At 61.0% G+C, this 26,325-nt stretch carries 23 protein-coding genes and 1 tRNA gene; 4 read left to right on the forward strand and 20 right to left on the reverse strand.

Annotation, left to right across the window (positions count from 1 at the left end):
* Positions 1–200 precede the first annotated feature (200 nt).
* The 5 genes from O3306_RS07280 to O3306_RS07300 all read right to left on the reverse strand — a co-directional run bounded on the left by O3306_RS07280 (position 201) and on the right by O3306_RS07300 (position 5,228).
* Entirely contained in the window at positions 201–974 is a 774-nt protein-coding gene (locus tag O3306_RS07280; protein WP_272005062.1) for a DeoR/GlpR family DNA-binding transcription regulator, read from the reverse strand.
* A 23-nt stretch (positions 975–997) separates the two neighbouring features.
* Positions 998–2,059 carry an ABC transporter ATP-binding protein gene (locus O3306_RS07285; RefSeq protein ID WP_272005064.1) on the reverse strand — a complete coding sequence of 354 codons (1,062 nt, stop codon included), beginning with the start codon at positions 2,057–2,059 and terminating at the stop codon, positions 998–1,000.
* Positions 2,060–2,081: 22 nt separating this feature from the next.
* Positions 2,082–2,954, reverse strand: coding sequence for a carbohydrate ABC transporter permease (locus tag O3306_RS07290; protein WP_272005066.1), 873 nt, complete (start codon positions 2,952–2,954; stop codon positions 2,082–2,084).
* Positions 2,954–3,856: a carbohydrate ABC transporter permease gene (locus tag O3306_RS07295; RefSeq protein WP_272005068.1), complete on the reverse strand. Its 903-nt coding sequence runs from the start codon at positions 3,854–3,856 to the stop codon at positions 2,954–2,956. The genes O3306_RS07290 and O3306_RS07295 overlap by 1 nt, the downstream gene beginning before the upstream one ends.
* A 67-nt stretch (positions 3,857–3,923) precedes the next feature.
* Positions 3,924–5,228, reverse strand: a complete 1,305-nt coding sequence (locus O3306_RS07300) for an ABC transporter substrate-binding protein (protein WP_272005070.1) — start codon at positions 5,226–5,228, stop codon at positions 3,924–3,926.
* 338 nt (positions 5,229–5,566) lie between these two features.
* Between O3306_RS07300 and O3306_RS07305 the strand changes: the two genes are divergently transcribed.
* Entirely contained in the window at positions 5,567–6,358 is a 792-nt protein-coding gene (locus O3306_RS07305; protein WP_272005073.1) for a phosphodiesterase, read from the forward strand.
* Positions 6,355–6,549 (forward strand): hypothetical protein, encoded by a 195-nt coding sequence (locus O3306_RS07310; protein WP_272005076.1) that lies wholly within the window; start codon positions 6,355–6,357, stop codon positions 6,547–6,549. Before O3306_RS07305 ends, O3306_RS07310 begins: the two co-directional genes overlap by 4 nt.
* Positions 6,550–6,838: 289 nt before the next feature.
* On the opposite strand, the gene O3306_RS07315 is transcribed toward O3306_RS07310, so the two are convergent.
* The 9 genes from O3306_RS07315 to O3306_RS07355 form a co-directional block, all read right to left on the reverse strand.
* Positions 6,839–6,928, reverse strand: a tRNA-Ser gene (locus O3306_RS07315).
* A 94-nt stretch (positions 6,929–7,022) separates the two neighbouring features.
* On the reverse strand, positions 7,023–7,742 hold the full coding sequence (locus O3306_RS07320) for an alanyl-tRNA editing protein (protein ID WP_272005079.1): 720 nt from the start codon (positions 7,740–7,742) through the stop codon (positions 7,023–7,025).
* Positions 7,739–10,228, reverse strand: a complete 2,490-nt coding sequence (locus O3306_RS07325; RefSeq protein WP_272005081.1) for a DUF3772 domain-containing protein — start codon at positions 10,226–10,228, stop codon at positions 7,739–7,741. The genes O3306_RS07320 and O3306_RS07325 overlap by 4 nt, the downstream gene beginning before the upstream one ends.
* Positions 10,225–11,256: a cysteine synthase A gene (locus tag O3306_RS07330; protein WP_272005084.1), complete on the reverse strand. Its 1,032-nt coding sequence runs from the start codon at positions 11,254–11,256 to the stop codon at positions 10,225–10,227. Before O3306_RS07330 ends, O3306_RS07325 begins: the two co-directional genes overlap by 4 nt.
* 53 nt (positions 11,257–11,309) lie before the next feature.
* Positions 11,310–12,437, reverse strand: a complete 1,128-nt coding sequence (locus O3306_RS07335; protein WP_272005087.1) for an NUDIX domain-containing protein — start codon at positions 12,435–12,437, stop codon at positions 11,310–11,312.
* A 4-nt stretch (positions 12,438–12,441) separates the two neighbouring features.
* A complete protein-coding gene (locus O3306_RS07340) occupies positions 12,442–12,900 on the reverse strand; it encodes a TrgA family protein (RefSeq protein ID WP_272005090.1) in 459 nt (152 codons plus the stop codon).
* On the reverse strand, positions 12,901–14,109 hold the full coding sequence (locus tag O3306_RS07345) for an SAM-dependent methyltransferase (RefSeq protein WP_272005093.1): 1,209 nt from the start codon (positions 14,107–14,109) through the stop codon (positions 12,901–12,903).
* Positions 14,110–14,183: 74 nt separating this feature from the next.
* Positions 14,184–15,605, reverse strand: a complete 1,422-nt coding sequence (locus O3306_RS07350) for a cryptochrome/photolyase family protein (RefSeq protein ID WP_272005096.1) — start codon at positions 15,603–15,605, stop codon at positions 14,184–14,186.
* Between the two features lie 49 nt (positions 15,606–15,654).
* On the reverse strand, positions 15,655–16,881 hold the full coding sequence (locus tag O3306_RS07355) for an aminotransferase class V-fold PLP-dependent enzyme (protein WP_272005100.1): 1,227 nt from the start codon (positions 16,879–16,881) through the stop codon (positions 15,655–15,657).
* A gap of 436 nt (positions 16,882–17,317) precedes the next feature.
* Between O3306_RS07355 and O3306_RS07360 the strand changes: the two genes are divergently transcribed.
* Positions 17,318–19,141 carry a BCCT family transporter gene (locus O3306_RS07360; protein WP_272005102.1) on the forward strand — a complete coding sequence of 608 codons (1,824 nt, stop codon included), beginning with the start codon at positions 17,318–17,320 and terminating at the stop codon, positions 19,139–19,141.
* A gap of 181 nt (positions 19,142–19,322) precedes the next feature.
* Here the strand turns inward: O3306_RS07360 and O3306_RS07365 are convergent, their stop codons facing one another.
* The 6 genes from O3306_RS07365 to rpiA form a co-directional block, all read right to left on the reverse strand.
* A complete protein-coding gene (locus tag O3306_RS07365) occupies positions 19,323–20,720 on the reverse strand; it encodes a Do family serine endopeptidase (protein WP_272005564.1) in 1,398 nt (465 codons plus the stop codon).
* 232 nt (positions 20,721–20,952) lie between these two features.
* Complete coding sequence (locus O3306_RS07370; protein WP_272005105.1) at positions 20,953–21,150, reverse strand: DUF2065 domain-containing protein; 198 nt, start codon at positions 21,148–21,150, stop codon at positions 20,953–20,955.
* Positions 21,150–22,019, reverse strand: coding sequence for a protease modulator HflC (gene hflC, locus O3306_RS07375; RefSeq protein ID WP_272005108.1), 870 nt, complete (start codon positions 22,017–22,019; stop codon positions 21,150–21,152). Before hflC ends, O3306_RS07370 begins: the two co-directional genes overlap by 1 nt.
* A gap of 1 nt (position 22,020) precedes the next feature.
* Positions 22,021–23,175, reverse strand: a complete 1,155-nt coding sequence (gene hflK, locus O3306_RS07380) for an FtsH protease activity modulator HflK (RefSeq protein ID WP_272005111.1) — start codon at positions 23,173–23,175, stop codon at positions 22,021–22,023.
* Positions 23,176–23,270: 95 nt separating this feature from the next.
* Positions 23,271–24,626, reverse strand: a complete 1,356-nt coding sequence (gor, locus tag O3306_RS07385; RefSeq protein WP_272005114.1) for a glutathione-disulfide reductase — start codon at positions 24,624–24,626, stop codon at positions 23,271–23,273.
* Positions 24,627–24,653: 27 nt separating this feature from the next.
* Positions 24,654–25,442 carry a ribose-5-phosphate isomerase RpiA gene (rpiA, locus tag O3306_RS07390; RefSeq protein ID WP_272005116.1) on the reverse strand — a complete coding sequence of 263 codons (789 nt, stop codon included), beginning with the start codon at positions 25,440–25,442 and terminating at the stop codon, positions 24,654–24,656.
* A 168-nt stretch (positions 25,443–25,610) separates the two neighbouring features.
* Here rpiA and O3306_RS07395 point away from each other — a divergent pair, with 168 nt between their 5' ends.
* Entirely contained in the window at positions 25,611–26,312 is a 702-nt protein-coding gene (locus O3306_RS07395) for a glutathione S-transferase family protein (protein WP_272005118.1), read from the forward strand.
* Positions 26,313–26,325: the final 13 nt, after the last annotated feature.

Genomic DNA, 26,325 nt, shown 5'->3' on the forward strand with positions numbered 1-26,325 from the left:
TTGGGCTCGGGGCCGTCATCGGATGCAGCGCGGCATCAGTCACGCTCGGGCAGTTCAGCGGCGGTATAGACGGCCCAAACCTGCCGTTCATAGGAAATGTGTCTAATGCCAGCTCCGCAGCCCTTGGTGGACATTCGCGCGGTGCGGAAAGCGGCTTTCGCCCAAAACCCGATTTGCGCATCAAAGCCGTAGCAAATCGATCATGCGGTGTTTCCGTTCAGCGTTGGGGCCAGCAACAGGTGACAGTGGTCAATTTGCTCGGAGATCTCCGTCGGTGCGCCATCGGTGACCAGAACATCGATTTCTGACCAGTCACAAACATGGATCAGACCGGATTTGCTGAATTTTCCGGAATCCATCATCAGGATCGTCTCATCCGCGCGTGCGATCATGGCGCGTTTGAACTCGACCTCGAACAGGTCGAAATCCTGACAGCCACCGGACGCCCCCGCCACGACGGACATGAGAAAATAGCTCGGTGAGAAACTTGAGAGATAGCTGATCGTGCCTGCGCCGGTCAGGGTCCGGTCGGCTTTGCGCAGCTCTCCTCCCGGCAAGATGATGCGATGCGGGCTGGCGCCGGAATTCAGGATTTGCGCGATTTCCAGCGAAATGGTCAGGATCGTCATCGGTTCGCGCCGGGCCAACTCCCTTGCGAGGAAGCAGGCGGTTGTCGAATTATCCAACAGCAACGTCGCCCCTTCCCGGATGTGGCGGGCGGTGCGCGCCGCGATGGCGGCCTTGGCGGCGGAACTTTCCGACAAGCGCCGGTCAAAGGGCGCCTCGGCGCGCGGCATGGGCAGGCGGACACCGCCGTGAAATTTCTCCACCAGCCCGTCTCGCGACAGGGCCTTCAGATCGCGCCGGATGGTCTCGTCCGAAACTTCGAATTCTTCCGCCAAGAAAGAGATCGTCGCCTTTCCCTGCGCCGTGAGCCGCGCAAGAATCTGCTCCTTTCTGCGAGTGCGTGCCATGTCTTCTCCTTGTCCGGTCCGGGTCAGGCCCGCTTCACGATAGCCTGACCGCTGCCGGTATCGAAGAGCCGCAGTCGATCAAGGTCGAAATTCAGCCCGACCTCGTCCCCGGCAGAGGGGGCGCCCAAAACAGGGCTTTTGACAACCATCCGATCCGCGCCAAGGGCGACCTCGACCAAGGCTTCGGCGCCGATCAGTTCGGTGCGCTCGACCCGTGCGCGGGCCATGCCATCGCTCGCAAGGGTTACCTCTTCGGGGCGCAGGCCGATCAGCACATCCGGCGGGAGGTTGGGGCCCAGAGCCAATTCACCCATGAAGCTGGCATGTCCAACCTTGCCGTTCGCGGCCTTGCACGGGATCAGCGCCATTTCCGGGCTGCCGATGAAGGTGGCGACAAAGGTATTGGCGGGCTTCATGTAGATGTCCATCGGGGCGCCGACCTGTTGCAGTTTTCCGTTTGACATCATCGCCACGCGGGTGCCCAGCGTCATTGCCTCGATTTGGTCATGGGTCACGTAGATCACCGTCAGCCCCAGTTCCTGATGAAGCCGCTTCAACTCGGCGCGCATCCGGTTGCGCAGCTTTGCATCCAGGTTTGACAGCGGTTCGTCGAACAGAAAGACCTTGGGTTGACGCACCAATGCACGCCCGATGGCGACGCGCTGGCGCTCACCGCCCGACAATTCCTTTGGCCGGCGATCCAGCAGGTCGCCAATGCGCAGGATCTCGGCCGCATCGCGAATGCGGGTGTCGATCTCGGCCTTTGATAACCGGGTGGTCTTCATTAGGCCGAACGCCATGTTCCGATAGGCGGTCATATGCGGGTAGAGGGCATAGCTTTGGAACACCATCGCGATGTCGCGCTTTTGGGGTTGGGCGTCGGTGATATCTTGCCCGTCGATCAGAAGCTGGCCGCCGGTGATCTCCTCCAGCCCCGCGATCATGCGCAGCGTGGTGGATTTGCCGCAGCCCGAGGGGCCGACCATGACCATGAATTCGCGGTCCTCGATGGTCAGGTTGATGTCATGCACGGTTTTGCGCTCGCCATAGGATTTGCAAATATTTTTCAGTTGAACGGTCGCCATTTTGGGTCTCCGGTATCGGGCATCACTTGACGCCGGTATGCATGAAGCTGTCGATAAAGCGGCGCTGGAAGATCACGAAGAGCAGCAGCAGCGGCGAAACGACGATGGTTGTGCCCGCCATCAAACGCGGCCAGTCGGCCCCGCTGTCGGCCTTGGCCAAAAGCCCCAGTCCGATGGGGAGGGTGCGGATGCTTTCGGAATTCGTCACCAGAAGCGGCCACATGTAATCGTTCCAGTGGGTCACGACCGAGATGATGCCAAAGGCGATCAGCGTCGGTTTCACCAGCGGAAGGAAAACGTGCCACAGGATTTCCAGATGGTTGCAGCCATCCAGCCGGGCGGCGTCCGAAAGCTCGGACGGCACTTGGCGAAAGCTCTGTCTCAGCATGAAGGTGCCATAGCCCGAGGCGATGAAGGGCACGATCATGGCCGGGATCGTGTTCACCAGCCCCATCTCCCGCAGGGTGACGAAGTTGGTCAGAAAGATCGCATAGATTGGGAACATCACCTGCAGCAGGAACAGCGTGAACAGCAGGTTTTTCCCCGGAAACGTCAGCCGTGCAAAGGCATAGGCGGCCAAGGTGATCGTGATCATCTGGCCGGTCAGGATCGAACCCGTGACGATCACGGAGTTGATCAGATAGGTTCCGAACGGCGCAACCGACAGTGTGCTGGGATAGTTCGAGAAATTCAGGCTTTGCGGCCAGAACCCTGCCTCCTGATCGAATACCTCGACATTGGTCTTGAGCGAGGTCACGAGAATCCAGACCAAGGGGCTGAGCCAGAGCAGCGCCAGCGGTGCCATGATCAGATGCAGCCAATTCGCCTGCAGATGCCGCTGCCAGTGGCCGCGTCTGCGCGGTGTTGAAAGCTTTGCTTGGGTCACGTCGCTCATCAGCGTTCTCCGAGATAGTGAACCTTGCGGCCCAACGTCACCGCGACGAGGCCGATCAGGCTCAGAACAAAGACCAGCAGCGCATTGGCCAGCGCCGAAGCATAGCCGATGTCCTGATACTGAAAGCCGTTCTGGTAAATATAATAGGTCAGCACGTTCGTGCTGTCGGCAGGGCCGCCCTGCGTCATCACATAGACGTAGTCAAAGATCTGGTAGCTGTGCAGCGTGCCGATGATGATGACAAAATAGAGCGTGGGCGAGATCAGCGGGATGGTGATGTGCAGCAACCGATGCCAGCCGCTGACGCCATCAAGGCGCGCCGCCTCGTACAGATCCGAAGGTACCAGTTTCAGCGCCGCCAGCAGGATCAGCATGAAATAGCCCGAGTATTTCCAGATGCTCATGATCACGATGGCGGGTAGGGCCCATTTGCTGTCGTAAAGCCAATCCAGCCGCGGCAGACCCAAGCTTGTCAGCGCCTCATTGATCGGCCCGTAGCCCGGGGCATAGAGGAACACCCAGAGCATGCCCGCAGCAACCGAGGGGATCATGACCGGGTAGAAAAATGCCGAGCGATAGATCGCCATGCCGCGCAGCTTGCTGTCCAGTGCGAGGGCCAGCAACAAGGCGGCGGCAATCGAAAGCGGGATCGTCGTCAACGTATAGAAGGCGGTATTGCCGAGCACCTTCCAGAACAGCCGATCATCAAGCAGCCGCAGGTAGTTTTCGGCCCCGAGCCAATAGATGTCGGGATCGCCCAGAAGTACATCATGCAGGCTGAACCAGATCGAGCGAAGGATCGGCCAATAGGTGAAGGCGGCAAGAAAGACGAGCGATGGAAGCAGCAGCGCATAGGCCAGCAGCATTTCGTTTCGGCGTGCGCGGACGAAAGCATGGGACATGAGGGGATCCTCGTGAAAACGGAAAAGGACGCGGGCAAAAACCCGCGTCCCTCAAGAGATGGTGTGTTCAGCCCTTCTGGCGGCGCAGAACGCGGGTGATCTCGCGGTTCACCTCGGCCGTGGCATCGGTGAGCGCGGCTGCGGGGGCGATTTCGCCTGCCAACGTCCGGTCAATCGCGCTTTTCAGCGAGTCGCGGGCGCGAGAATAAGCCGGAACCTGAAGGAAGGCACCGGAATATTGCGCCTGTTTCATCGCAACCTCGGCCTGTGGAACCTCGGTGAGATACTGCTGCATCTCGGGCTGTTCCCACGAGGATTTGCGAACGGCGAGATAGCCGGTTGCCCGGCTCCATGCGGCTTGGTTCTCGGTGTTGGTCATCCAACGCGCAAAGGTCCAGGCGGCCTCTTTCTTGGCATCCGACTGTTTCTTGGCGATCATGATGGGGCCACCGCCTTGGGACGCGCCCCATTGCTTTTTCTTCGGCATGAAGGCAACGCCGACTTCAAAGGGCGACGATTTGCGCAGGTTGGTCAGCGAGCCGGTCGAGTGGTACAGCATCGCGGTCGACCCTGCCATGAAGTCATTGGCAGACCCTTGCCAAGTCGAGGCCGGCGCCATGCAGCCCGCATCCACCATGGTTTTCCAGAAGCTCAGCGCCTCGATCGCTTCGGGGCGATCCCACAGCACCTTGTCCTTTTCCCACGGCACCAGACCGTTTTGGCGGCAATAGCCCTCGAACATCCAGTCATGCCAGCCGCCGCCGATGGTCAGCCCCCAGCGTTTCAACTCGTCGCCATCCCGGATGGTCAGCGCCTTGGCGGTTTCAACAAGTTCGTCCCAGGTTTCCGGCGCCTTGGCGATGCCGAGGTCCGAAAAGGCGTCCTTGTTATAGTACAGCACCGGGGTCGAGGGCTGGTAGGACAACCCGTAAAGGCGATCATCAGAGATGGCGGTGCTCAGGAAGCCACCGATGAAATCATCATAGATGTCGTCGGATTTGGCCTGTTCTGTGATGTCCTCAAGCGCGTCGAGCCCCAGAAAGGTCTGCAGCGAAGAGTTGATCGGAAGCCATAGGGCAGGCGGTTCGCCGACACCGAGCGAGGTGATCACCTTTTGCTCGGTATTGTCGTAGGAGCCGGCGTAGATCGCCTCGACTTCGATCCCGTCATGGGTCGCGTTGAAGTCGGCGATCATGCCCGAAACGATGGCGTTGATGTCGCCAGACACCCCGACCGGATACATGAATTGAAGCTTTACCGTTTCATTGGCGCGTGCCGGGGTCAGAATGCCCGGCATCATGCTCACGAAGGGGGCGGTCAGACCAGAGGCCAACAGCCGCCGCCGCGTTAGATTGGATTTTGTGGATTTCATATTCTTGCATCTCCCAAATGTGTAGGTTCGCTATGACGTTCCGTATGTTTGGATCCGCAATCCTGCGGCGGCGCCCAAACCACATTTTTCCTTCTATTGGCGGGGAATGACAAAATTATGAAGGTTTTTGACCATTTGCGTCGTCGGTGCATCGTCAGCGTACCGTTTGGAAAACCAAAATTAGTCTTGATACTTCTGTGGTTCTTTGGGCTTTAAAGCCACAAAAATTGGCATGCGAAGTGAGTTTTCAACAAAAAGTTAACAAATCTCGCGCCGGGTTTGCGCTACTCTGGACCGGACGCGAGGCGACTCCTCGTACATCACCGAGAGGCTCACAGATGTTGATTGCACAAATCAGTGATTCCCACGTTCTGTCTGGCGGTCGCAAGCTCGCCGGGCGGTTTGACACTGGCGCGGCCTTCGATCGTCTTGTTGCAAGTCTTGCCCGCCAGCCGGTGCGCCCTGATCTGATCCTGTTTTCCGGCGATCTGGGCGAGGATGCGACAGCGCAGGAATATGATCATGTGGGGGAGGGGCTGCGTCGCCTTGGCATTCCCGTACTGGCCGTGCCGGGCAATCACGACGCGCGCGCCCCGATGTTCGCGTCCTTGCCGGACATGCTGCACAAAACCGAGAGCGGGCATCTGTGCCTTTGCGATACGCGGTTCGATCTTGCCGTGATCGGTCTTGATACCTTGGTCGAGGGTGCTCCACATGGAGAGCTGTGCGCCGACCGATTGTCATGGCTGGAGGTGGCGCTGCGCCATTGCGAGGGCCAGGATGTGCTGATCTTCATGCATCACCCGCCCCTGACCACTGGCTTGCAGGACATGGATTCGATGGGCCTGCTTGTGGGACGAGAGAAGTTCGCCGACCTCGTCGCGCGTCACGGCAGGGTTCAGGGGATCCTCTGCGGGCATATGCACCGGGCCATTCAGGGAGTGTACGGCGGCGCTCCGGTGCGCGTGGCCCCGTCTGCCTCACATCAGATTGCGTTCGACCTGCGCGCTGACGTGCCGTTCGCCTTCTCCGATGAGCCTGCGCAATACATGATGCACATCGCGCGCCCTGGAGTGCCCCTTGTCAGCCATGTCGTCTCGGTCGAAGCATTGAGGCAGGACATGGATTGAAAATGCTGCATTGCAGCAAAAATCAACGCAACAAGCGGCGACTGTGGGCCGGTCGCGTCCCTTCTACCATGCTCAACGACCCGAACCTTGCAAAGTCCGCTCCCTACGCATCGCTGACGTTCGTGTTGGCCGCAGCGAATGACCGAAAGCCGCCCTTGGTGCTGTTCGTTGCGTTACGGCATGTCGATTGAGCTGTGTCTAGCAGTTGTCAGAACGTGTTTCGATTTCAGGTCAAACAGACCGAACGAGACCGGCGTCGAAGTGAATTGCCGACCTCCGGAAAACCTGTTTATGATCAACAAATTACACGCTCAACACCAAATCAGCGCAGTCATCAGGTCCAGAGAATACCAGGCCGTAGAGAACGCCTTGGGCCCTCTTCGCACCGGGGCCAGTGCTCAGCCCCTCCCGCATAACCTTTGAATATAACGGAAAAATCCGGCCGCAGCCGGATCGGGAGAACAGTTTCTCAAGGGTAAGTGGCGGAGCGACAGGGATTCGAACCCTGGAGACGGTCTCCCGCCTACACACTTTCCAGGCGTGCGCCTTCGACCACTCGGCCACCGCTCCGTTGCAGGGCTTCTATCGCCGTTCGGCAACCCGCCGCAAGAGGGATGAGGGAAAATATCGACACATCGCACGGCGCTGTGGCCACCACACTCTATCAATCGTCGAAATGGACATAGACGCGGCGGTTCTGCCGCCCCTTCTTTTCTATCTTGCCCAGCCGCAGCCGGCCGATCTCAGCGGTACGTGCGACATGCGTACCGCCGCAGGGTTGCAGATCGACCTGGTCGCGCCCCTGCCCGATGCGCACCAGGCGTACCTGCCCCGCCCCGGTGGGCGGGGCCACGGACATCGTCTTGACCAAGCCGGGATTTGCGGCCAGTTCGGCATCCGTGATCCACTCTTCGGCCACGGGCAGATCACTGTCCACCAGCTGATTGAGAAGTGCCTCCAGCGTCTGCTTGTCCTGCGGTGCCTCGGGCATGTCAAAATCGAGACGACTGCGCACTTCGCCCACTGCCCCGCCGGAGACCGGCAGCGGGATTACAACGGACAGCAGGTGCAGCGCAGTATGCATACGCATCAACCGGTGCCGCCGCTCCCAGTCGAGAACCTGCCGCACCGATGTACCGACCGGCGGCAATGGCTGCGGCTCGGCCGGGACCAGTGCGATATTGCCCTGCTCGGCCTTGACACTGGTCGCCACGCTCATTGCGCCGCCCGGCCATGTGAGGCGTCCGGAGTCACCCGGCTGGCCGCCACCCGTGGGGTAAAAGATCGTCCGGTCAAGCACCAGCCCGCCCTCGGGTGTGTGCCCGATTACGGTCCCTGTCTCCTCGGTCGCATAGGCATCGCGCAGGTAGAGCGGCTCGGTCATCGCCCGTCTCCGTCCCCGTCCCCATCAGGCGTCCCGTCCGGGTCTTCGATCCGCTGGGATGGTCCAGCCTTGCCTTTCCTGGGCTTCGCCTTGGTCGGGGCTGGTTTGTCGTCATCCCTGGCCTCTTTGGGAGCGCCACCCATAGCCATCTGGGCCAGCACCTCGGGATTGCGCAGCCAGATGTCGCGCTGAGCATAGGGGATTTCGATACCTTCCTCTGCAAAGCGTCTGGCAATCTCGTGGTTCATTTCCGATCTGACGGTCATCACCCAGTTCACATCGCGCAGGATCGCGCGAATTTCGAAATCCAGAGAATCGGCGCCAAAACTCTTGAACACCACCGCTGGCTCTGGATTGATGATAACCATCGGGTTGGCCATGGCAATCTCCTTGAGAATGCCTTCGACCTTTTTCGTGTCGCTGCCGTAAGCCACACCGACGGGCACGATCACCCGGCCCACAGTGTTGCCGCGCGTGTAGTTGGTGACCGTTCCGCTGACCAGGTCGGCGTTCGGGATGATCAGGTCAGAGCGATCGAATGTCTCGATCCGGGTCGAGCGCACCGAGATTTCGCGCACAGTGCCGTGCTGGCCGTTGACCTCGATCCAGTCGCCCTGGCTGATCGGGCGTTCGATCAAGAGGATGATGCCGGATACGAAGTTTGAGACGATGTTCTGAAGCCCGAAACCGATACCGACGGACAGCGCACCGGCAACGATCGCAAGCGAACTGAGGTCGATCCCCGCAGAGGTCACTGCGACGAGGGCTGCCAGAAAGATACCTATATAGCCGACGCCCGACACGATGGCGTTTCGCCCGCCCGCGTCCAGCTTGGTCTTGGGAAGCAGGGTGTTCTTCAGTGTCCCCTGCAACAGCCGCGTCAGCACCATCCCCGCGGTAAAGATTGCCGCGAGCGTCAGGAAGATCGTCGGCGAAATGGTCATTTCGCCCAAGGTGATGCCCTTGGTGAACTGGGTCCATAACTCGGACAGGTCCGCCACCCGCGCACCCCAGATCAGGGCAAAGACTGGCGCTGACAGGATCACGATGGCAAAACTCATCAGCACCGGCACCAGATCGTCCGCCGCACCCTCTCGGTCACCCGAGATCAGCGTGTAAACCTCCGAGATCACGCGCTGGATCACCAGCAGGGCCGCCAACACGAGCAGCGACAGAAGCGAGGGCAGCATCAACGACGACGCTGCCTTGAAATATCCGACCGCAGCCAGAGCAGGAGACAGTACCGCGAGCGCGATCAGCGCATTCGCCAGAAGCCGGGTCAGCCGGTTGCGGTAGGTATTGGTGTGCTCGTTTGTGGCCGCGTTCCGGCTGTGCTTTGACAACAACCGTGCCAGACGCAGCAGCAACAGCCCTGCAATCACCATCACGGGGAAGAGAACCACGTTGATCGCCGCCTCGGACCAGGCGGTGACCCTGGCGATCTCGACGATGAAATAAAAGGCCGCGATGATTAGCCCCAACGAAGCGCCATACCAGCGCCCTGCCCTGCGGTCCTCTGCCTCCAGCGCCAGCGGCGGCCGGTGAGTTTCAAGGCGCGGAAAGCAGCGCAGCGCCAGCCAGCGCGCCAGCAGGAAGATCACGAAAGCCGGCTTCAGCGCGATCAGCACCAGATCTCCACGCAGCCCGACGAGCCCACTGGAATAGGCCGCCTGACTGATCAGGAGCAGACCGATGAAGGGCACGAAAATCTCGCCCAGAGACATCAGCAACGTGATGATCCAATGCGCTGATGTTGCGCGCTGTGGCAATGCAAAGCGCACCGCCAGCTCCACCCAGAACCGGCCACGTATCAGCAGGATGCAGCCCAGCAGCGCCAGCACGATGATCGTGGGCAGGTTGCCCTTCGTCTCCATGCGCTGGATGTCGTTCTGCCACGCGATGATCACTTCCGAGCGTACGGATTCGACCGTGTTGGTGATGGCATCCAGCCCTGCGGGCCAGTTCTTGGGGTTGAGGGGCGACGGCCCGAGCTGCAACAGCGCATCGGTCTGACGATCACGGATGATCTTGTCGATACCCTTGATCAGTCCATCCGCCTGGCTGTAGGCCAGTTGCGCGCTCTTGACCGGTGCGTTCAGGCGGTTGAGCCGTTCGGCCAATTCTTTGCGTTGTCGCTCGATATCGGGGCTTTCGCCACCCTCTTCGGGAACAGGTCCAAGCGCCTTGATCTGCGCTTCGAGCGTGGAGATGGCGTTGCTGTTGGTGTCCTGCGCGGCTGCGAAGATGTCGCGCCAGTCTGCCAGTTGGTCACGCAGATCCTCCAGCGCGGGCGTGGACGCGCGCGCCGCTTCGATGGCATCCGTGGCCCGCTGAACGGTGGAGATCCATTTGGCGTAGTCGGGACCGGCATTTGCCTGCTGGGCATCGGCGGTGCCGGTCGTCACGACATAACCAAGCGTCAGTGGCGCCAGTGCCAGCGCCCATACCACGACAAGTCGGCGCAACAGCGGCAGCAACGACGTCATCCCTCGAACACTCCGGGGATCGAACGCGGTGCCTGTCCCAGCCATTCGGGCACGGGCAGCCCCTTTTCCTGCAGAAAGTCGCGGTTGAACAGCTTGGACTGGTAGCGTGTGCCGTAGTCGCACAACACCGTCGCAATAGTATGTCCCGGACCCAGTTCGCGGGCCAGCCGCACGGCCCCCGCGATGTTAACACCCGAGGATGCGCCCAGACACAGACCCTCTTCGCGCAACAGATCAAACACGTAGGGCAGCGCCTCGGTATCGGTGATCTGGTAGGCGTAATCGGGGGTGAAACCTTCGAGGTTCGCGGTGATGCGGACCTGGCCGATCCCTTCGGCGATCGAGCCGCCTTCGCCCTCCAACGCTCCGGTGGTGTAATAGGAATAGAGCTTCGCCCCCATCGGATCCGCGATGCCGATCTTGACCCCCTTGGGCTGCAGCGCCATGCCGACCCCTGCCAGCGTGCCGCCAGAGCCCACGGCACAGACGAAACCATCTACCTTGCCATCGGTCTGCTCCCAAATCTCGGGGCCGGTCGTTTCAATATGGGCCTGCCGGTTGGCGACGTTATCGAACTGGTTGGCCCAGATCGCGCCGTTGGGCTCGGACTTGGCCAGTTTGGCCGCCAGACGCTCGGAATAACGCACGAAGTTGTTCGGGTTCGAATAGGGCGCGGCAGGCACCTGCACCAGGTCGGCACCGGCCAGCCGCAGCATGTCCTTTTTCTCTTCACTCTGGGTCTCGGGGATGACGATCACTGTCTTGAACCCCATCGAGGCACCGACCAGCGCCAGACCGATCCCGGTGTTTCCGGCAGTCCCCTCGACGATGGTCCCTCCCGGTTTCAGATCCCCCCGCGCCACCGCATCACGTATGATATAGAGCGCCGCACGGTCCTTAACCGATTGGCCCGGATTGAGAAATTCGGCCTTTCCCAGAATGGTGCAGCCGGTTTCCTCGCTGACTTTTCGCAGGCGGATCATCGGTGTGTTGCCGACAGCCTCTGCCAAATCCCGTGCAATGCGCATGTGCCAATCCCCTGCTTGAGTGGCCTCACGTTTAGGGCCCGCGCCACCGAAACTCAAGCCGCTGCGCGCAGCCGCTCGCGGTGCAGGGCCAGCCAAGTAAGGGCAACGATCAGTGGTCCGTTATCCGCCTCGCCGGTGGTACAAAGTTGCATCGCATCGGCAAAAGACAGAACATGGGTCCGGATATCCTCGTGCTCGACGTCCAGCCCGCCACTGCCCTGCCCCAGCTCAGGCAGATCGCAAAAGCCAAGATAGCAATGGAAATACTCCGTCGACGTGCCGGGCGTTGCGTAAAAGCCGTTGATTCGCTCCAGTCCGGTCAGTTCCAGCTGCGCTTCTTCGCGGCATTCACGGCGCGCGGCTTCCTCGGGCGTTTCACCAGGGTCAACATGGCCCGCCACGGGCTCCAGCATCCAAGGGCGCGGATCACCGCGTCCGAAGGGCCCCATGCGAAACTGCTCGACCAGCAGCACCCGGTCGCGCACCGGATCGTAAGGCAGCACGATGGCCGCATCCACCGCGACAAAGACCTCGCGGCGCAACTCGGCGCTCATCCCCCCCGCGAAGGTGGGGTGGCGCAAGCGGTGCACCTGCGTCAGAAAAAACCCGGCATACACGGTTTCAACCGAAACCTGATCGATGCTGTCGCGGCTCTGCGCACTGCGCAGTTCTGCCGGGACGCCGCGCGCCGCCGCCAGGCGCGATGCTGCGCGGGCGCGGATCATCGGCACACGGCGCGCCAGTTCCTCGCCGCTGATTTGCCCGAAATACCCCATCTCCTCGACCGCCGACAAACGGCTGAGCGGGCCGTTTTGCCGTTGCCAGAGCGCAAGATCAAACGGCGCACCCGCCTGCCACAGACCGGGATCGGGAAAATAGACCAGTGCCGTATGCTCACCCTGCGGCGTTCGCACTTCGACCGGGCGCAGCGTGTAGCCGAACGAGCCTTCATAGAAATCGAACCGCGCGACCGCCGTTTCGCTCAACCCGGTCAGCAGCACGCCCGGCGCTTCGGCTCCGGGGCAGGCCTCGATGGTGGGAAAACTTTGGCCATTGGCCCAATAGACTGCGTGATCGGGCAGCACGGCTTCGGTGATCGTGGCACCTCCAGCCTCGGCGCCCATGACGATGCGCATCAGTTCAGGGTCACGCAACGTGCCGTAGAAGAAAAGTGATGTCATCAGATCAGGTCCAGCGCCGCACGACGAATTCCGCAATAAGCCCGGTCAGGATGCCGCCCGCCACAAGCACAGCGATGAGCGGGCCGTCGAGCAGGTACTGCCCATAATCCACGGCATTGTCGAACATTCCGGTCACACCTTCCACCGGGCCATCGTATTTGCGGTCCAGCGATTGCGCCAGCATCAGGTTGAAGCTTTGCGTGAACAGCCCCCAGAAAACGAGCGCCGCGGACCCCGTCAGCCCGATACTGATCGAATCGACGTAGCCGGTGCCGACGCGCCCCCCGACCACCGACCAGCCGCAGAGCAGCCCGAGCACGACATTGACGTAGTTGAACCAGCCAAAGGCGGTGTGCGGCGGCATCAGATCGCGGATCATCTCGGATCCGATCCAGCCCAGAAGGCCCAGCGATACGGCAGCGGCAAAGCGCGCGCTGCTGGGCATTTTATCGGTTAACGGCATTTATCGAGGCCTTGCGATTGTGATCTGTGTCACGTCACAGTTTCCTCCCTGAAACGCCCCCGCGCAAGAGGTCAGGTAGAAATTCCACATCCGCCGGAACCGATCATCGAATCCCAGCGCGGCAATATCATGCCAACGCGCGTTGAACGTATCATGCCAGCGGCGCAGCGTTTGGCTGTAACTGTCGCCGAATTCGGTGGACCGGGCCACTGTCAGGCCCGCGCGCTCCACCTCGGCCCGCAGCACGCGAGGGCTGGGCAGCATACCGCCCGGAAAGATGTATTTCTGAATGAAATCCACGCCTTTGCGATAAGTCTCCCACCGGCGATCCTGTACGGTGATGATCTGCAGCGTGGCGCAGGCACCGGGGCGCAGCCGTCCGCGCAGCGTTGCAAAGAAATCCGGCCAATATTTCTCGCCCACCGCTTCGAACATCTCGATACTGGCAATCCCGTCATAGGTGCCACGTTCATCTCGGTAGTCGCATAATTTCAGATCGACCATGTCACTCAGCCCGGCTTGTTCGATGCGGCGCTGCGCGTAGTTCAATTGTTGCTGGCTGATGGTCAGCCCCGTCACTTTCAGGCCCCGCTCCTTGGCGGCGTATTCGGCAAACCCGCCCCAGCCACAGCCAATTTCCAGCACATGATCGCCCGGCTCGACGCCCATCTGATCCACCATTGATGCGTATTTGGCGATCTGCGCGCTTTCCATACTCTCCTGTCCCGTCTCGAACAGCGCACTGGAATAGGTCATCGTCGCGTCCAGCCACAGACGGTAGAAGTCATTGCCCAGATCGTAATGATGGCTGATGTTACGCCGCGCCTGCGCGCGTGAATTGCCCTTCATCCAATGGCGCAGCCGTTCATAGGCGCGGATAAGGCCCATCCCGGGAAAGCCGTCATAGATGTCATCATTCTCAGCGTGTACCACATCCATCACGCCCTGCAGGTCCGGCGTGCTCCACCAACCGTCCAGATAGGCCTCGCAGAACCCCAGATCGCCCTCGCGGATCAGCCGTGCAAACAGATCGTCATTGATCACCTCGATCACACCCACCGGGCCGGGCAGCGGCCCATCCGCACGAAAGATGCGCCCGTCCGGCATCACGAAATCGATCCGCCCGTTGCGGATGGTCTGCGCGGTTTCGAAAACGCGGGAAAAGTAACGCGGCAGGTTGGTCTCGCCGCTGGTTGTATTCCGGAGCATTCAATTTCTCTGCATTTACTTGCAAAGTAAGCTAGGCCGCCGCGGACCACCGGGCAAGCCATTCCTGCCAGACGTCAGAATGATCGCGCCCCGTAAGCCTCCAGCGCGCGTTTACGCCCGTCGCTCAGATTGATCATCGGCGCGGGATACGCATCATCCGGACGCAAGCCCCAGCGGCGCGGGACCGCGTCGAAAAAGGACAGCGCCGTTTCGCTCGGTGCCTCGCTGCACTCCGCGATCCAAGCCTGCGGATAATGCCCCTTGGGATCAAATTTTGCCAACTGGGTCTCGGGGTTGAAAATCCGAAAATAGGGGGCCGCATCGGGGCCGGAGCCCGCAGCCCATTGCCAGCCCATCGCGTTGCTGGCCGGGTCCCAGTCTGTCAGGCAATCGGCGAACCATTGTTGCCCGACCCGCCAATGGGTCAACAGATGTTTGGTCAGGTAGGAAGCGACGATCATCCGTCCGCGGTTGTGCATCTTACCGGTCACATACATCTCGCGCATGGCTGCATCGACAAAGGGCACGCCGGTGCGGCCTTGCTTCCAACGGGTCACCGCCTCGGTTCCAGCATCCTCCGACCAGGGGAAAGCGTCCCAATCCTCGCGCCAATTGCGGGTAGCGATCTGCGGGGTGTGGTAGAGAAGGTGATAGGCGAACTCGCGCCACACCAGCTCCTTGACCCACTGCTCTGCCCCGCCTGCGCCCTCGTGCAACGCGCGCAGCCCCGCGTGCCAGCATTGCGCCGGGCTGATCTCTCCCAGTGACAGGTTTTCCGACAAGCCAGAGGTGCCGTCGCGCGCGGGCAGATCGCGATTGATCTTGTAGCGGTCGATGGCTTCGGTGGTGAACCATGCCAGCCGGTCCTGCGCGGCAGCCTCGCCCACCCGCTGATGCGGCAGACAGACCGCCGCGCCGCGCCGCATCGCCGCCCCCAGAGACCAGTCTGACAGTGCATCACTGCGCGGCCAGTCATCCGGAGCGTTCAGGTCATCGGGCGTCTTGAGCGGGCTACCAACATCGCGATCCTTTACCGCGCGCCACATCGGGGAATAGACCTTGTAGTAGCCGCCCTGTTTGGTTTCGACCGTCCACGGCTCGAACAACAAGTGGCCGGGATGGCTCGTCGCTTCGACGCCGTCCCCCGCCAGCGCCGCCTTGATCGCCTTGTCCCGTGCAATCGCCTGCGGGTCATAGAGCCGCGACCAGTGCACCGCAGTGGCCCCGGTTTCGGCCACCAGCGCGCGCAAGACCTGCAACGCATCGCCGCGCCGCAGGATCAGTCGGCTGCCATTTCGTTCGTACTGCTTTGCAAGGGCGTCCAATGACAGGCCCAGCCGCCATTTCGCCGCCGCACCCAACCCCTCGACCGCCTCGTCGCAGATGAAGACAGGGATCACCGGGGCGCCGCGTTTCAACGCCGCGTTCAGGGCTGGATGGTCGCTCAGCCGCAGATCGCGGCGCAGCCAGAGCAGGGTCGCGGGTGTATCGGCCATTGGGCGCCTCGATTGTTACAACACCCTACATAGCGCGATACTGCGTGGATCAAAGGCAATCGTCCAATGCGTTCAGCAACTGGTCCACCTCGGCCCGGTTGGTGTAGTGCACGAAACTCAACCGCAGCACGCCCTGATCGGGATCGACACCCATCGCCTGCAAGGCCCGCACGGCATAGAAATCGCCCCCGCCCGCCATGATACCATGTTGCGCCAGATCGCGCGCGACGCCCTCGCCCGCGCGGTTCAGCGCCAGCGCCACGGTCGGCGCGCGCCCTTCCGCGCTGGTCGGCCCCAGCAGACGCACCGAGTTGCGATCCTTGGCGTAATCAAGCACCGGCTGCAGCAGCGCGCTCTCGTGGCGGCGCATCAGTTCATGCACGCCTTCGTTCCGCTCTGTTGGCGTGCCCGTGATGCCATGATGCTCGGCAAGCGCATCGAAATAATCAGCCATGCCTGCAGAGGCGGCGATCTGCGCATGATCCGGCCCCGCCGGGGTGAAGCGCTTATAAAGGCAATCCTGATTGAAGTAGTGCCCCTGGTTCGGCAGTTGCATTCCCAGATCGCGGCGGATCACCATGATCCCCTGATGCGGGCCGTAGGTCTTGTAAGCCGAAAACAGATAGATATCCGGCCCCATCAAGCCGACATTGACAAAGCCATGCGGCGCGTAGCTGACCCCGTCGACACAGACATAGGCCCCCGCAGCATGCGCCAGTGCAGTGATTTCAACCACTGGATTGACCTCGCCCACCACGTTTGAACAGTGTGGGAAACAGACCAGCCGCACCTTGTCATCCAGCAGCTCTTCCAGGTCCTCGGGGTTGAGATGCCCGCTTTCGGGGTCGATCTTCCACTCGCGCACTTCAAAGCCTTCATCCGCCAAACGCCGCCAAGGACCGGTATTTGCCTCGTGGTCCTGATTGGTCACGACGATCGCATCGCCGGGCTGCATCCACTGGGCAAACGCCCGCGCCAGAACATAGGTGTTCTGCGTGGTGGATGGGCCAAAGCTCAACTCGTCCTCGGCTACCCCCAGCATGGCCGACAGGCGTGCGCGTGCCTCGTCCATTTCCTCACCCGCCAATTGGCTGGCCTCATAGGGGGCATAAGGCTGCACCTTGCGCTGGCGATAATAGCGTTCCAGCCGCGCAATCACCGGTCCGCAGGTATAGGACCCGCCCGCATTCTCGAAAAAGGCCTGCCCCTGCAACGACGGCTCGGCAAAGGCCGGGAACTGCGCCCGCACGAAATCCACATCCAATTGCCCGGCCATGTCTGTCCCCTTCATTCCATTTCGGTGCGAGAAAACAGCAAAGCTTTCCGGCACGCAAGCACTGGAGGCCATGCCCGATCTGAATCCCTTCGTTTCAGGTCATATCCTGGTGTCGGCAGCCCGATTCTGGTGACGCTTTGCGCCGTTGCTCCCGAGATGCCACAGCCCCCGAGGAGGTCATGAACCTGGCCAAAGCGCAGCGGGGGGATTCCTTCAGGCACATCGCAAAACCGACAAAATGAGGCCGAAGTGGTCGCAATCCGCAAACCGGGTGCCGTAAAGAAGTCCTCGACGCATCCGGCGGCATGACACACTATCGGTATGGGAAGGGGCGCCGGGGACAGTGCTGAGAGAAATCCAACACCCAATTGTCCGCAAACATGCGCGCACGATCAATTTCCTTTTCTGACCTAGAAATGATCACAGGGACATATTCATGCCTATCAAACCTCCGTTTACGGATCTGGATATCAATACTCAGGACGATGGATTCTACAAAGACAACAGCCTGCCTATCGCCCTCATATCCAAGGGTATCATGGTTGCGCTGGTGATCTGGGCTCTCGTCTGGCCGGCCAATGCGAACAGCACGCTGGGCAGTTGGAACAACCAGATCCTGCAAATCTTCAACAGCTTCTACATCGTCATCGTCGGTTTCTTCGCCTTCTTCCTCTTCGTCGTCGCGATCCTGCCCAGGACCGGCGCGCGGATCATGGGCACGCCGGGCGAAAAACCTGAATTCTCGAACTTCTCCTGGTTCTCGATGATGTTCGGCGCAGGTTTGGGCGTGGGGTTGATGGTGTTCGCCACCGCCGAACCGCTGGGCCTGTGGGGTTCAAACCCTGTGGTCGTCGCCGGAGATGTCGAGGGCAGCACCGCCGAGGCGGTACAATCGGCCTATCGCTACACCTTCCTGCATTACGGCTTTCACGCCTGGGCAATCTACGTGGTGACCGGTCTTTGCCTTGCCTATTACGCCTATACGCGTGACATGCCCCTGACGATCCGCACCGCTCTGACGCCGCTCTTTGGCAGGCTGATGAACGGGGTTCTGGGCCATGTGGTCGATGTGCTGGGCGTGGTTGCGACGATCCTTGGCGTGTCCGTGACCATCGGGTTCGGCGTCAGCCAGTTCATCGATGGCCTCTATGCCATCACCGGTATGGAATGGATGATGAACATGACCGGCGATGTCCCTGCCCCCGGCAAGGTCGGGTTGGTTGCGGGCCTCGTGATGATCATGGGGCTGTCGATCATCTCGGCGGTTTCGGGTGTCGGACGGGGGGTCAAGTACCTGTCGAACCTCAACCTGGTCTTGTCGCTGATCCTGCTGATGACCTTCGTGATCTACGGCTCGTTTCTCTTCGCGATGTCGACCTTCGGATCGGCCTTGGTCGATTACATCCTGCATTTCACGCAGTTGAGCTTTGGCCCGTGGCTGCCAATGTCACCGGCAGAATTCGCGGCCGAAATCCCCGCAGCGGCGCAACCGCTCGCGACGGAACTCTACGGCGGTGCGACAAACGCATGGGGCAGTTTCGCGGGCTTCCAGTCCGGCCTGACCGGCGCTGCGGCAGAGCTGGACGAAGCGACGCTGGCGGCAGTCTACGAAGTGGGCAACCAAGGTCGTCAGTTCGGCTGGCAGTCGGGGTGGACGACGTTCTACTGGGCATGGTGGATCGCATTCTCGCCTTTCGTGGGCCTGTTCCTTGCGCGCATTTCCAAGGGGCGCACAGTGCGTGAATTCATCCTGGGCTGCGTGATTGCACCGGCGTTGGTCTGCTTTGCGTGGATGACCATCCTGGGCGGGACAGCCTTCGATCTGGAGCTTTCCGGCGTGGCCGAGGGTGCCATCACCGGCGCGACGCAGACCAATCAGCTTTTCGCCACACTGGGCCAGATGCTGGATGGTGGGCTGTTGTCGGCAATCACCATCATGTGTGTGGTGCTGATCATGACCTTCCTCGTGACCTCGGCAGATTCCGGCATCCTGGTGATGAACACGATCATGTCCGGCGGCGCGCAGGAAACCGGCATCAAGCACCGGATCATCTGGGGTATCATCCTGACGCTGGTGATCGGCACGCTGATCGTTGCCGCAGGTGAGAACAACCCGATGGATGCGCTCAAGAACGCGATGATCATCGGCGCACTTCCCTTCACAATCGTGATGGGGCTGATGTGTCTCTCGCTGATCAAGGCGCTCTATCGTGATGGCCAGCGCGAGAAACACGGGCTGCTGACAAACCCGGCCGAATAGCGCCGCAGCACCTATGGGCCCTTGCCCCACCAGAACGGCACCGCCCCCAAGCGGTGCCGTTTTTCTTTGCCACAGCCCGCGCAAATAAGGGCGGGCTTGCTGCCCAGACACCCGGTAACAGGCACAAAAAAGCCCCGCCAGAAGTGCTCTGACGGGGCTATGTCGTTCAAGGGTATGGCGCTTACTCTGCGTCAGGTGCCTCTTCGAGCGACAGCGCGACAAAGCGCGGCTCGCCGTCACGGCGCACCAACAGCAAGAGCGATTTGCGCCCGGCCTCGCGGGCCTCTACGATACGATCTTCCAGATCAGAGATGCCGGTCAGCTTCTGCTGCCCCGCTTCGGTGATCAGGTCGCCGGCACGCAGGCCTTTTTCATAGGCCTCCGACAGCTCGTCGATGTCGCGCACCACCAGCCCGGCGGCGTTGTCGGCCAGGTTCAGTTGCTCGCGCAGCTCATCGTCGAGCGGCACCAAGGTCAGACCCAGCACGGTTTTCTCAACCATTCCCTGATCCGCGTCGCCATTCGGCTGAGCAACCGGAACGGCACCCTCAGCCACTTCGCGGCGGCCCAGCGTCACTTTCAGCGTCTGGGTACCACCATCGCGGAAAACGACGATGCGAACGGTTTTGCCAACTTCCGCATTGCCAACCCGACGCACCAGTTCGCGTGTGTCCGCAACCTCTTTGCCGTCGAATGACAGGATCACGTCACCGGCAAGCATGCCAGCCTCGGCCGCAGGGCCTTCAGGCACGTCTGTCACAAGCGCACCGGAGGCTTTTTCAAGGCCGATCGCCTCTGCCACATCATCAGTCACGTCCTGAATGCGCACACCCAGCCAGCCGCGGCGAGTCTCGCCGAATTCCCGCAACTGATCGACCACGCGAGTGACCACGTTCGACGCCATCGAGAAGCCAATTCCGATCGAGCCGCCATTGGGTGACAGGATCGCGGTGTTCACGCCCACAACCTCGCCATTCATGTTGAACAGCGGCCCGCCCGAGTTGCCCCGGTTGATCGCCGCATCGGTCTGGATGTAGTCATCATAGGTGCCGCTAAGCGCCCGATTGCGTGCCGATACGATACCCGCGCTGACCGAAAATCCCTGTCCAAGCGGGTTACCCATGGCCATGACCCAGTCGCCCACGCGTGCGGTATCGCTGTCGCCGAAGGAGACATAGGCCAGCGGCGTTTTGGCCTCTACCTTCAGAAGCGCGATATCGGTCTTGGGATCGGTGCCGATAACCTTGGCTTCCAACTCGCCGCCTTCGTAGAACTCGATGATGATCTCATCCGCGCTCTCGATCACGTGGTTGTTGGTGACGATATAGCCATCCTCCGAGATGACAAAGCCCGACCCCAGTGCCGAGGTGCGGCGCGGCCGATCGCCATTGCCGCTACGGTCGCGAAATTCGCGAAAGAAATCCTCGAAGGGCGACCCTTCGGGCACCACCGGCGACGGTCCGGTGCCTCTTGATACAACCGTGGACGTAGTGATGTTCACGACGGCAGGGCTGAATTTTTCTGCCAGGTCCGCAAAACTGTCGGGCCGGGACTGCGCTGTGACGGACTGGGCCAGCATCAGTAGCGCTGCCAAGAACGTCAGCGCCAGGACGTGCAATGTCCTGACGTCAAAAAAGGGTCTGGTTTGGCTCGGTACATTCACGCCAAAATCTCCTTGAACTGGGGTGTCTCGATCCGCCCTCCCGAGAGCCGGGACGGGCCTCCTCTGGCTGCAATGTAGGCATTCAGCCGCAGATCGCAAAGCTTGCAACATAGTGTCACGCGACCGTGAGATCAGGTGGCGCGTCACGTCACGCGCCCAATGACTTGCCGATCCAGACCAGCATGAGGCCCGTTACCAGCGCCAGCAGCCCGAGGGTGCGGCGCGCCTCTGGAGGAATCGCGCGCAGGGCCTCCAGCATCCGCTCGACAAGCTGAGGGGCCAGCGCATAGACCAGCCCCTCAACAATAAGCACAAGCCCGAGGGCAAGTGCGGCAACACCCAGCATTATTCAGCGGTTATCGAATTGAAGTAATTGAAGAACTCGCTGTCCGGCGACATCACGATGGATGTGTTCTCGCCGCGCAATGCAACCCGGTAGGCGTCAAGCGAGCGATAGAATTCAAAGAACTCTTTGTTTTCGCCGAATGCCTTGTTGAAGATCGCGTTGCTTTTGGCATCTGCTTCACCGCGAGTGATCTCGGCCTTACGCTTGGCGTCAGAGACCAGTTCCACCTGCGTACGATCCGCCTGGGCGCGCACCCTTTGCGCGGCTTCGTTACCGCGCGCCACTTCGTCGGCGGCTTCCCGCTCACGTTCGGCACGCATCCGCGCGAAGGTCGCATCAAGGTTCTGACTTGGCAGGTCCGTACGCTTCAACCGTACGTCAACCACTTCGATCCCCAGCGCCTGTGCATCAGCGATCGCCGCGTTACGGATACGCAGCATCAGCGTCGCACGGTCCGAACTGAGGATATCGTTCGAACTGACCGAACCGAGGATTTCCCGCGTTTTCGACCGCAGGATCGAATCCAGGCGGTTTTCGGCGAATGGAATGCCACCATCGCCCACCGCCTGGCGGAAGCGTTTGACATCGGCGATCCGGTAGCGCGCGAATGCATCGACCACCAGACGCCGATCATCCAGCGGCGTGACCTCCAGCGGATCGATATCGCGGCTCAGGATGCGGTCGTCATAGCGCACCACCTCCTGAATGAGCGGGATCTTGAAGCCAATACCCGGCTCTTCCTTGATCGCGATGATCTTGGAAAACTGCAACACGAGAACCTTCTCGCGCTCGTCGACGATAAAGACCGAGCTGAGCGCCGTGATCACGACAACTGCAAGCACCGGCAGGAAAAAAGCTGATTTCCGCATCTTATTGATCTCCCGCGCCGCGGCGCAATTCGTTGAGCGGCAGATAAGGCACGACGCTCTGGCCGCTGCCCTGACGCTCGTCGAGGATGATTTTGTCCATATCGCCCAGCACCTCTTCCATCGCTTCTAGATAGAGACGCTTGCGCGTGATTTCCGGCGCTTTCTGATACTCTGCCAGAACCGCCGAGAAACGGCTGGCTTCACCTTCGGCCTCGTTGACGACGCGCGCGCGGTAGCCTTCGGCTTCCTCCAGCGTTTGCGCCGCTTCACCACGGGCCTGAGCCAGAACACGGGCGGCGTAGGCATCCGCCTCTTTCTCAAGCCGGTCACGCTGCTGCTCTGCCGCCTGCACTTCGCGGAAAGCGTCAATCACCTGCTGCGGCGGATCGGCCTTGTCAAAGTTGACGCGGACAACACTCAGGCCACTGTCATAGCTGTCGAGTGTCGACTGGATCAGTTCCTCCAAACGCGACGCGATCACACCACGGTCACGGTTCAGGATCGGTGCCAGTTGCGACTGAGCGATGATTTCACGCATCGCACTTTCGCTGACCGCGCGCATGGTCATGCGCGGATCGCGCAGGTTGAACAGGTACTTGGCCGGATCATTGATGTTCCAGACCACCTGGAAGTCGATATCGACGATATTTTCGTCCCCGGTCAGCATCAGCCCCGCTTCGGACCCGCGCGCCCCGACGCCGATATCCTCGTTGCGTTCACTGGTCACCGCGACCTTTTCATAAGTGATCAACGGCCAGGGAGCGAGATGCGCGCCCGAACCGGTGGTGCGGTGATACTCGCCCAGGAACAGCTCGACCGCGTTCTCTTCGGGTTTGACCGTGTAGAAACTGGCAAAGAGCCACATGCCCACGGCGATCAGCAGCCCGATAAAGACCGTGCCGCGCGTCAGACCCGGACCACCCGAACCACCGCCCGTGCCGTTGGCACCGCCGCCACCGCCGCCGCGCCCGCCCATCAGTACGCGCAACTGGTCCTGGCCTTTTTTCATCAGTTCGTCGATCTCCGGAATGGGAGGGCCGCCGTTGCCTGCGGGGGGACGTCGGCCACCGCGATCTCCACCAGTCCCACGTTTACCGTCGCCAGAGCCGTTATCACCGCCACCGCCGCCCCAAGGGCCGCCAGACTGTCCTGCCATCTGTTTCGTTTCCTTCTGTCTCTTTGCCCACATCGCATGCGGGCATCATACCTAAACTGTATAGCCGTCCCCGAAATTCAACCCGCACCTTACGGTCAGGCGGTTCGAATGGGGGTTTTCATGGTGACAATCTCTTCGGACATGGTCGGATGCACCGCACAGGTCCGGTCGAAATCCTCTTTGGTCGCGCCCATCTTGACGGCCACGCCCGCCAGCTGGATCATTTCGCCCGCGCCCGGTGCCACGATATGACAGCCCAGCACCCGACGGCTCGCCTTGCTCACCACCAGCTTCATCATCACACGGTTCTGCCGCCCGGCAAAGGCCTGCTGCATCGGCTTGAACGAGGTGCAGTAGATCTCCACCGGCTCTTTGGCGCTCGCCTCTTCCTCGGTCATCCCTACGGTGCCGATCTCGGGTTGAGTGAAGATCGCGGTCGGGATCAATTCGTGATCGACCGGTGTGGGATTGCCCTTGAACACCGTCTCGACAAAAGCCATGCCTTCGCGGATCGCAACCGGGGTCAGCGCCACGCGGTCGGTAACGTCGCCGATGGCATAGACCGAAGGCACGGTCGTCTGGGAATACTCGTCCACGACGATCTCACCGTTGCGGCCCAGTTCAACGCCGATCTCCTGCAACCCCATGCCATCGGTGTTCGGCTTGCGCCCGGTGGCAAAGAATACCTGCTCGAACACCTTCTCGGTGCCGTTGGTCGCCTTGATCCTGTAGCCGCCCTCGGTCGAAGCCATTTCCAGGATGTTGCTGCCGACATGCAGATCAATCCCCGACTGCCGCATTTCCTCTGCCACCAAGCCGCGCGCCTCGTCGTCAAATCCGCGCAGGATCTGTGCACCCCGGTAATACTGTGTAACCTGCACACCGAGCCCGTTCAGGATACAGGCGAATTCGCAGGCGATGTAACCGCCGCCGATGATCAGGATGGATTTGGGCAGCTCGTCGAGGTGAAAGATGTCATCGCTGACAAGGCCGTGCTCGGCCCCCGGCAGATCGGGGCGCACCGGGCGGCCACCGGTCGCAACCAGGATATGCTTGGCGGTAAAGCTCTCTCCGGTCGAAAGGCTGACGGTATGCGCATCCTTCAGCACCGCGCGGGCGTCGTACATGGTCACGCCATTGCCTGACAGCAATTTGCGGTAAACGCCCTCCAGCCGGTCCAGTTCGGCATTCAGCTTGGTGCTGAAATCCTGCCAGCTGAACCCGCCCGAATGGACGGTCCAGCCGTAGGCGCGGGCATCTTCCATCGCATCGGGATATTCGCTGGCGAATACCATCAGCTTTTTCGGCACGCAGCCGCGAATCACACAGGTACCGCCGTACCGGTCCTCTTCGGCCAGCGCGACGCGGGCCCCTTCGGCCGCGGCCACACGCGCCGCACGTACCCCGCCGGACCCGCCGCCGATCACAAAAAGATCGTAGTCAAAACTCATGCCTGTCCCCTGTCTGAAACGATTGTCTCAGTCCATCATGTCGGTGAAAAGGTTGTCGCTCTCGACGAAATCGAGGCGATCGCGCTCCACCGTGCCTTCGTTGATGTCGCGTAGTTCGACCCGGCCATCGCCAAAACCGATCACGACGACATCACAGATATCGATGAACAACCCGTTTTCAACCACACCGGGGATCTGGTTCAGAACCATCGCCAGCTGGCGGGCATTGCCGATCCGGCCCAGATGCAGATCGAGTATGTGATTGCCCTCATCGGTGATGAACGGCCGCTCGCCATTCATCCTCAGCGTGACATCGCGGCCCATCACATCGACCGAAATCAGCATTTCCTCGATCAGCGCGCGCGAGGTCTGCCAACCAAACGGAATGACCTCTACGGGTAGCGGAAAGGCCCCCAGCCGCTCCACTTCCTTGGCGGCGTCGGCGATCACGATCATCTGGTCGCTCGCGGTCGCCACGATCTTTTCCTGCAGGAGCGCGCCGCCCCCGCCCTTGATCAGGTTCAACTCGCCATCGAACTCGTCGGCGCCGTCGATCGTCAGGTCCAGCCACTTGGCCTCATCCAGGCTGATCACCTCGATGCCCACTTCGCGGGCCAGTTGCGCGGTGCGGGTCGATGTCGGAACACCGCGGATCTTCAATCCGTCCTCGCGCACCAGCTCTCCGAGGCAACGTACCATCCAGGCAGCCGTGCTACCGGTCCCCAGACCAACACGCATTCCATCCTCGACAAAATCCACCGCCCGCTTGGCGGCGACAAATTTTGCCTTGTCTATAGGGGACAATTCTCCGGTCATGGCAGCGACTCCTTCGTGATTTCGTCCGGTATAAGAGAGAAGCCGCAGAGGTGCGAGTATGAATTGGTTTTCCGGGTGGTTCGGTTCGAACGCGGCTGCATCGGGCCGCATCGCAAGTTTGCACAAACACCATTCACAAATCCGCTCAAACAGGTCAAATCAGAGATCATGACCCAGCCCCTCCGCCTGCATTACGCCCCCGACAACGCCTCGCTGATCATCCGCCTCGCGCTTGAAGAGCTGGGGATGCACCACCAGACGGTTCTTGTGGACCGTGCGGCGCGCGCGCAAGACAGCGAAGCCTATCGTAAGATCAACCCCAACGGGCTGATCCCCGCGCTTGAGACGCCCCATGGAGTCATATTCGAAACTGCCGCGATCCTGCTATGGCTTGACGAGGCCCGCCCCGGCGCGCTGGCGCCGCGCCCCGGCACGGCAGCGCGTGGCGATTTCCTGAAATGGCTGATCTTTCTGGCAAACACGGTGCACCCTGCCCTGCGGATGACCTTTTATACCGAAAAGTACATCGATCCGAATCCGGATCAGGAAGCCACGTTGCGAAGCCGGACGCAGCAGGGGCTTGTCACGAATCTGAACATTCTCGAGGCCCATGCCGACGGCACCGCGCTCGGAGCCGCAACGCCAAGCATGATAGATTTCTACCTAGCACCAATGCTGCGGTGGATGGCGCTTTATCCTGCGGGCGGAACGGACTGGTTCGACCTGACCCGCTGGCCCGCCCTGGCGGCGCTGACACGCGCAATCGAGGCCCGCAAGAGCGCCCGCCACGTTGCCGAACTGGAGGGGCTGGGCCCGACCCCCTTTTCCGCCCCGCGTCTGGCCATGCCGCCCGAGGGCAGCGCAACCTGACGTGGCGGCCAAA

Origin of the sequence: Roseovarius sp. ZX-A-9 (genome assembly GCF_028369135.1) — a bacterium.
Taxonomy (GTDB): Bacteria; Pseudomonadota; Alphaproteobacteria; order Rhodobacterales; family Rhodobacteraceae; genus Roseovarius.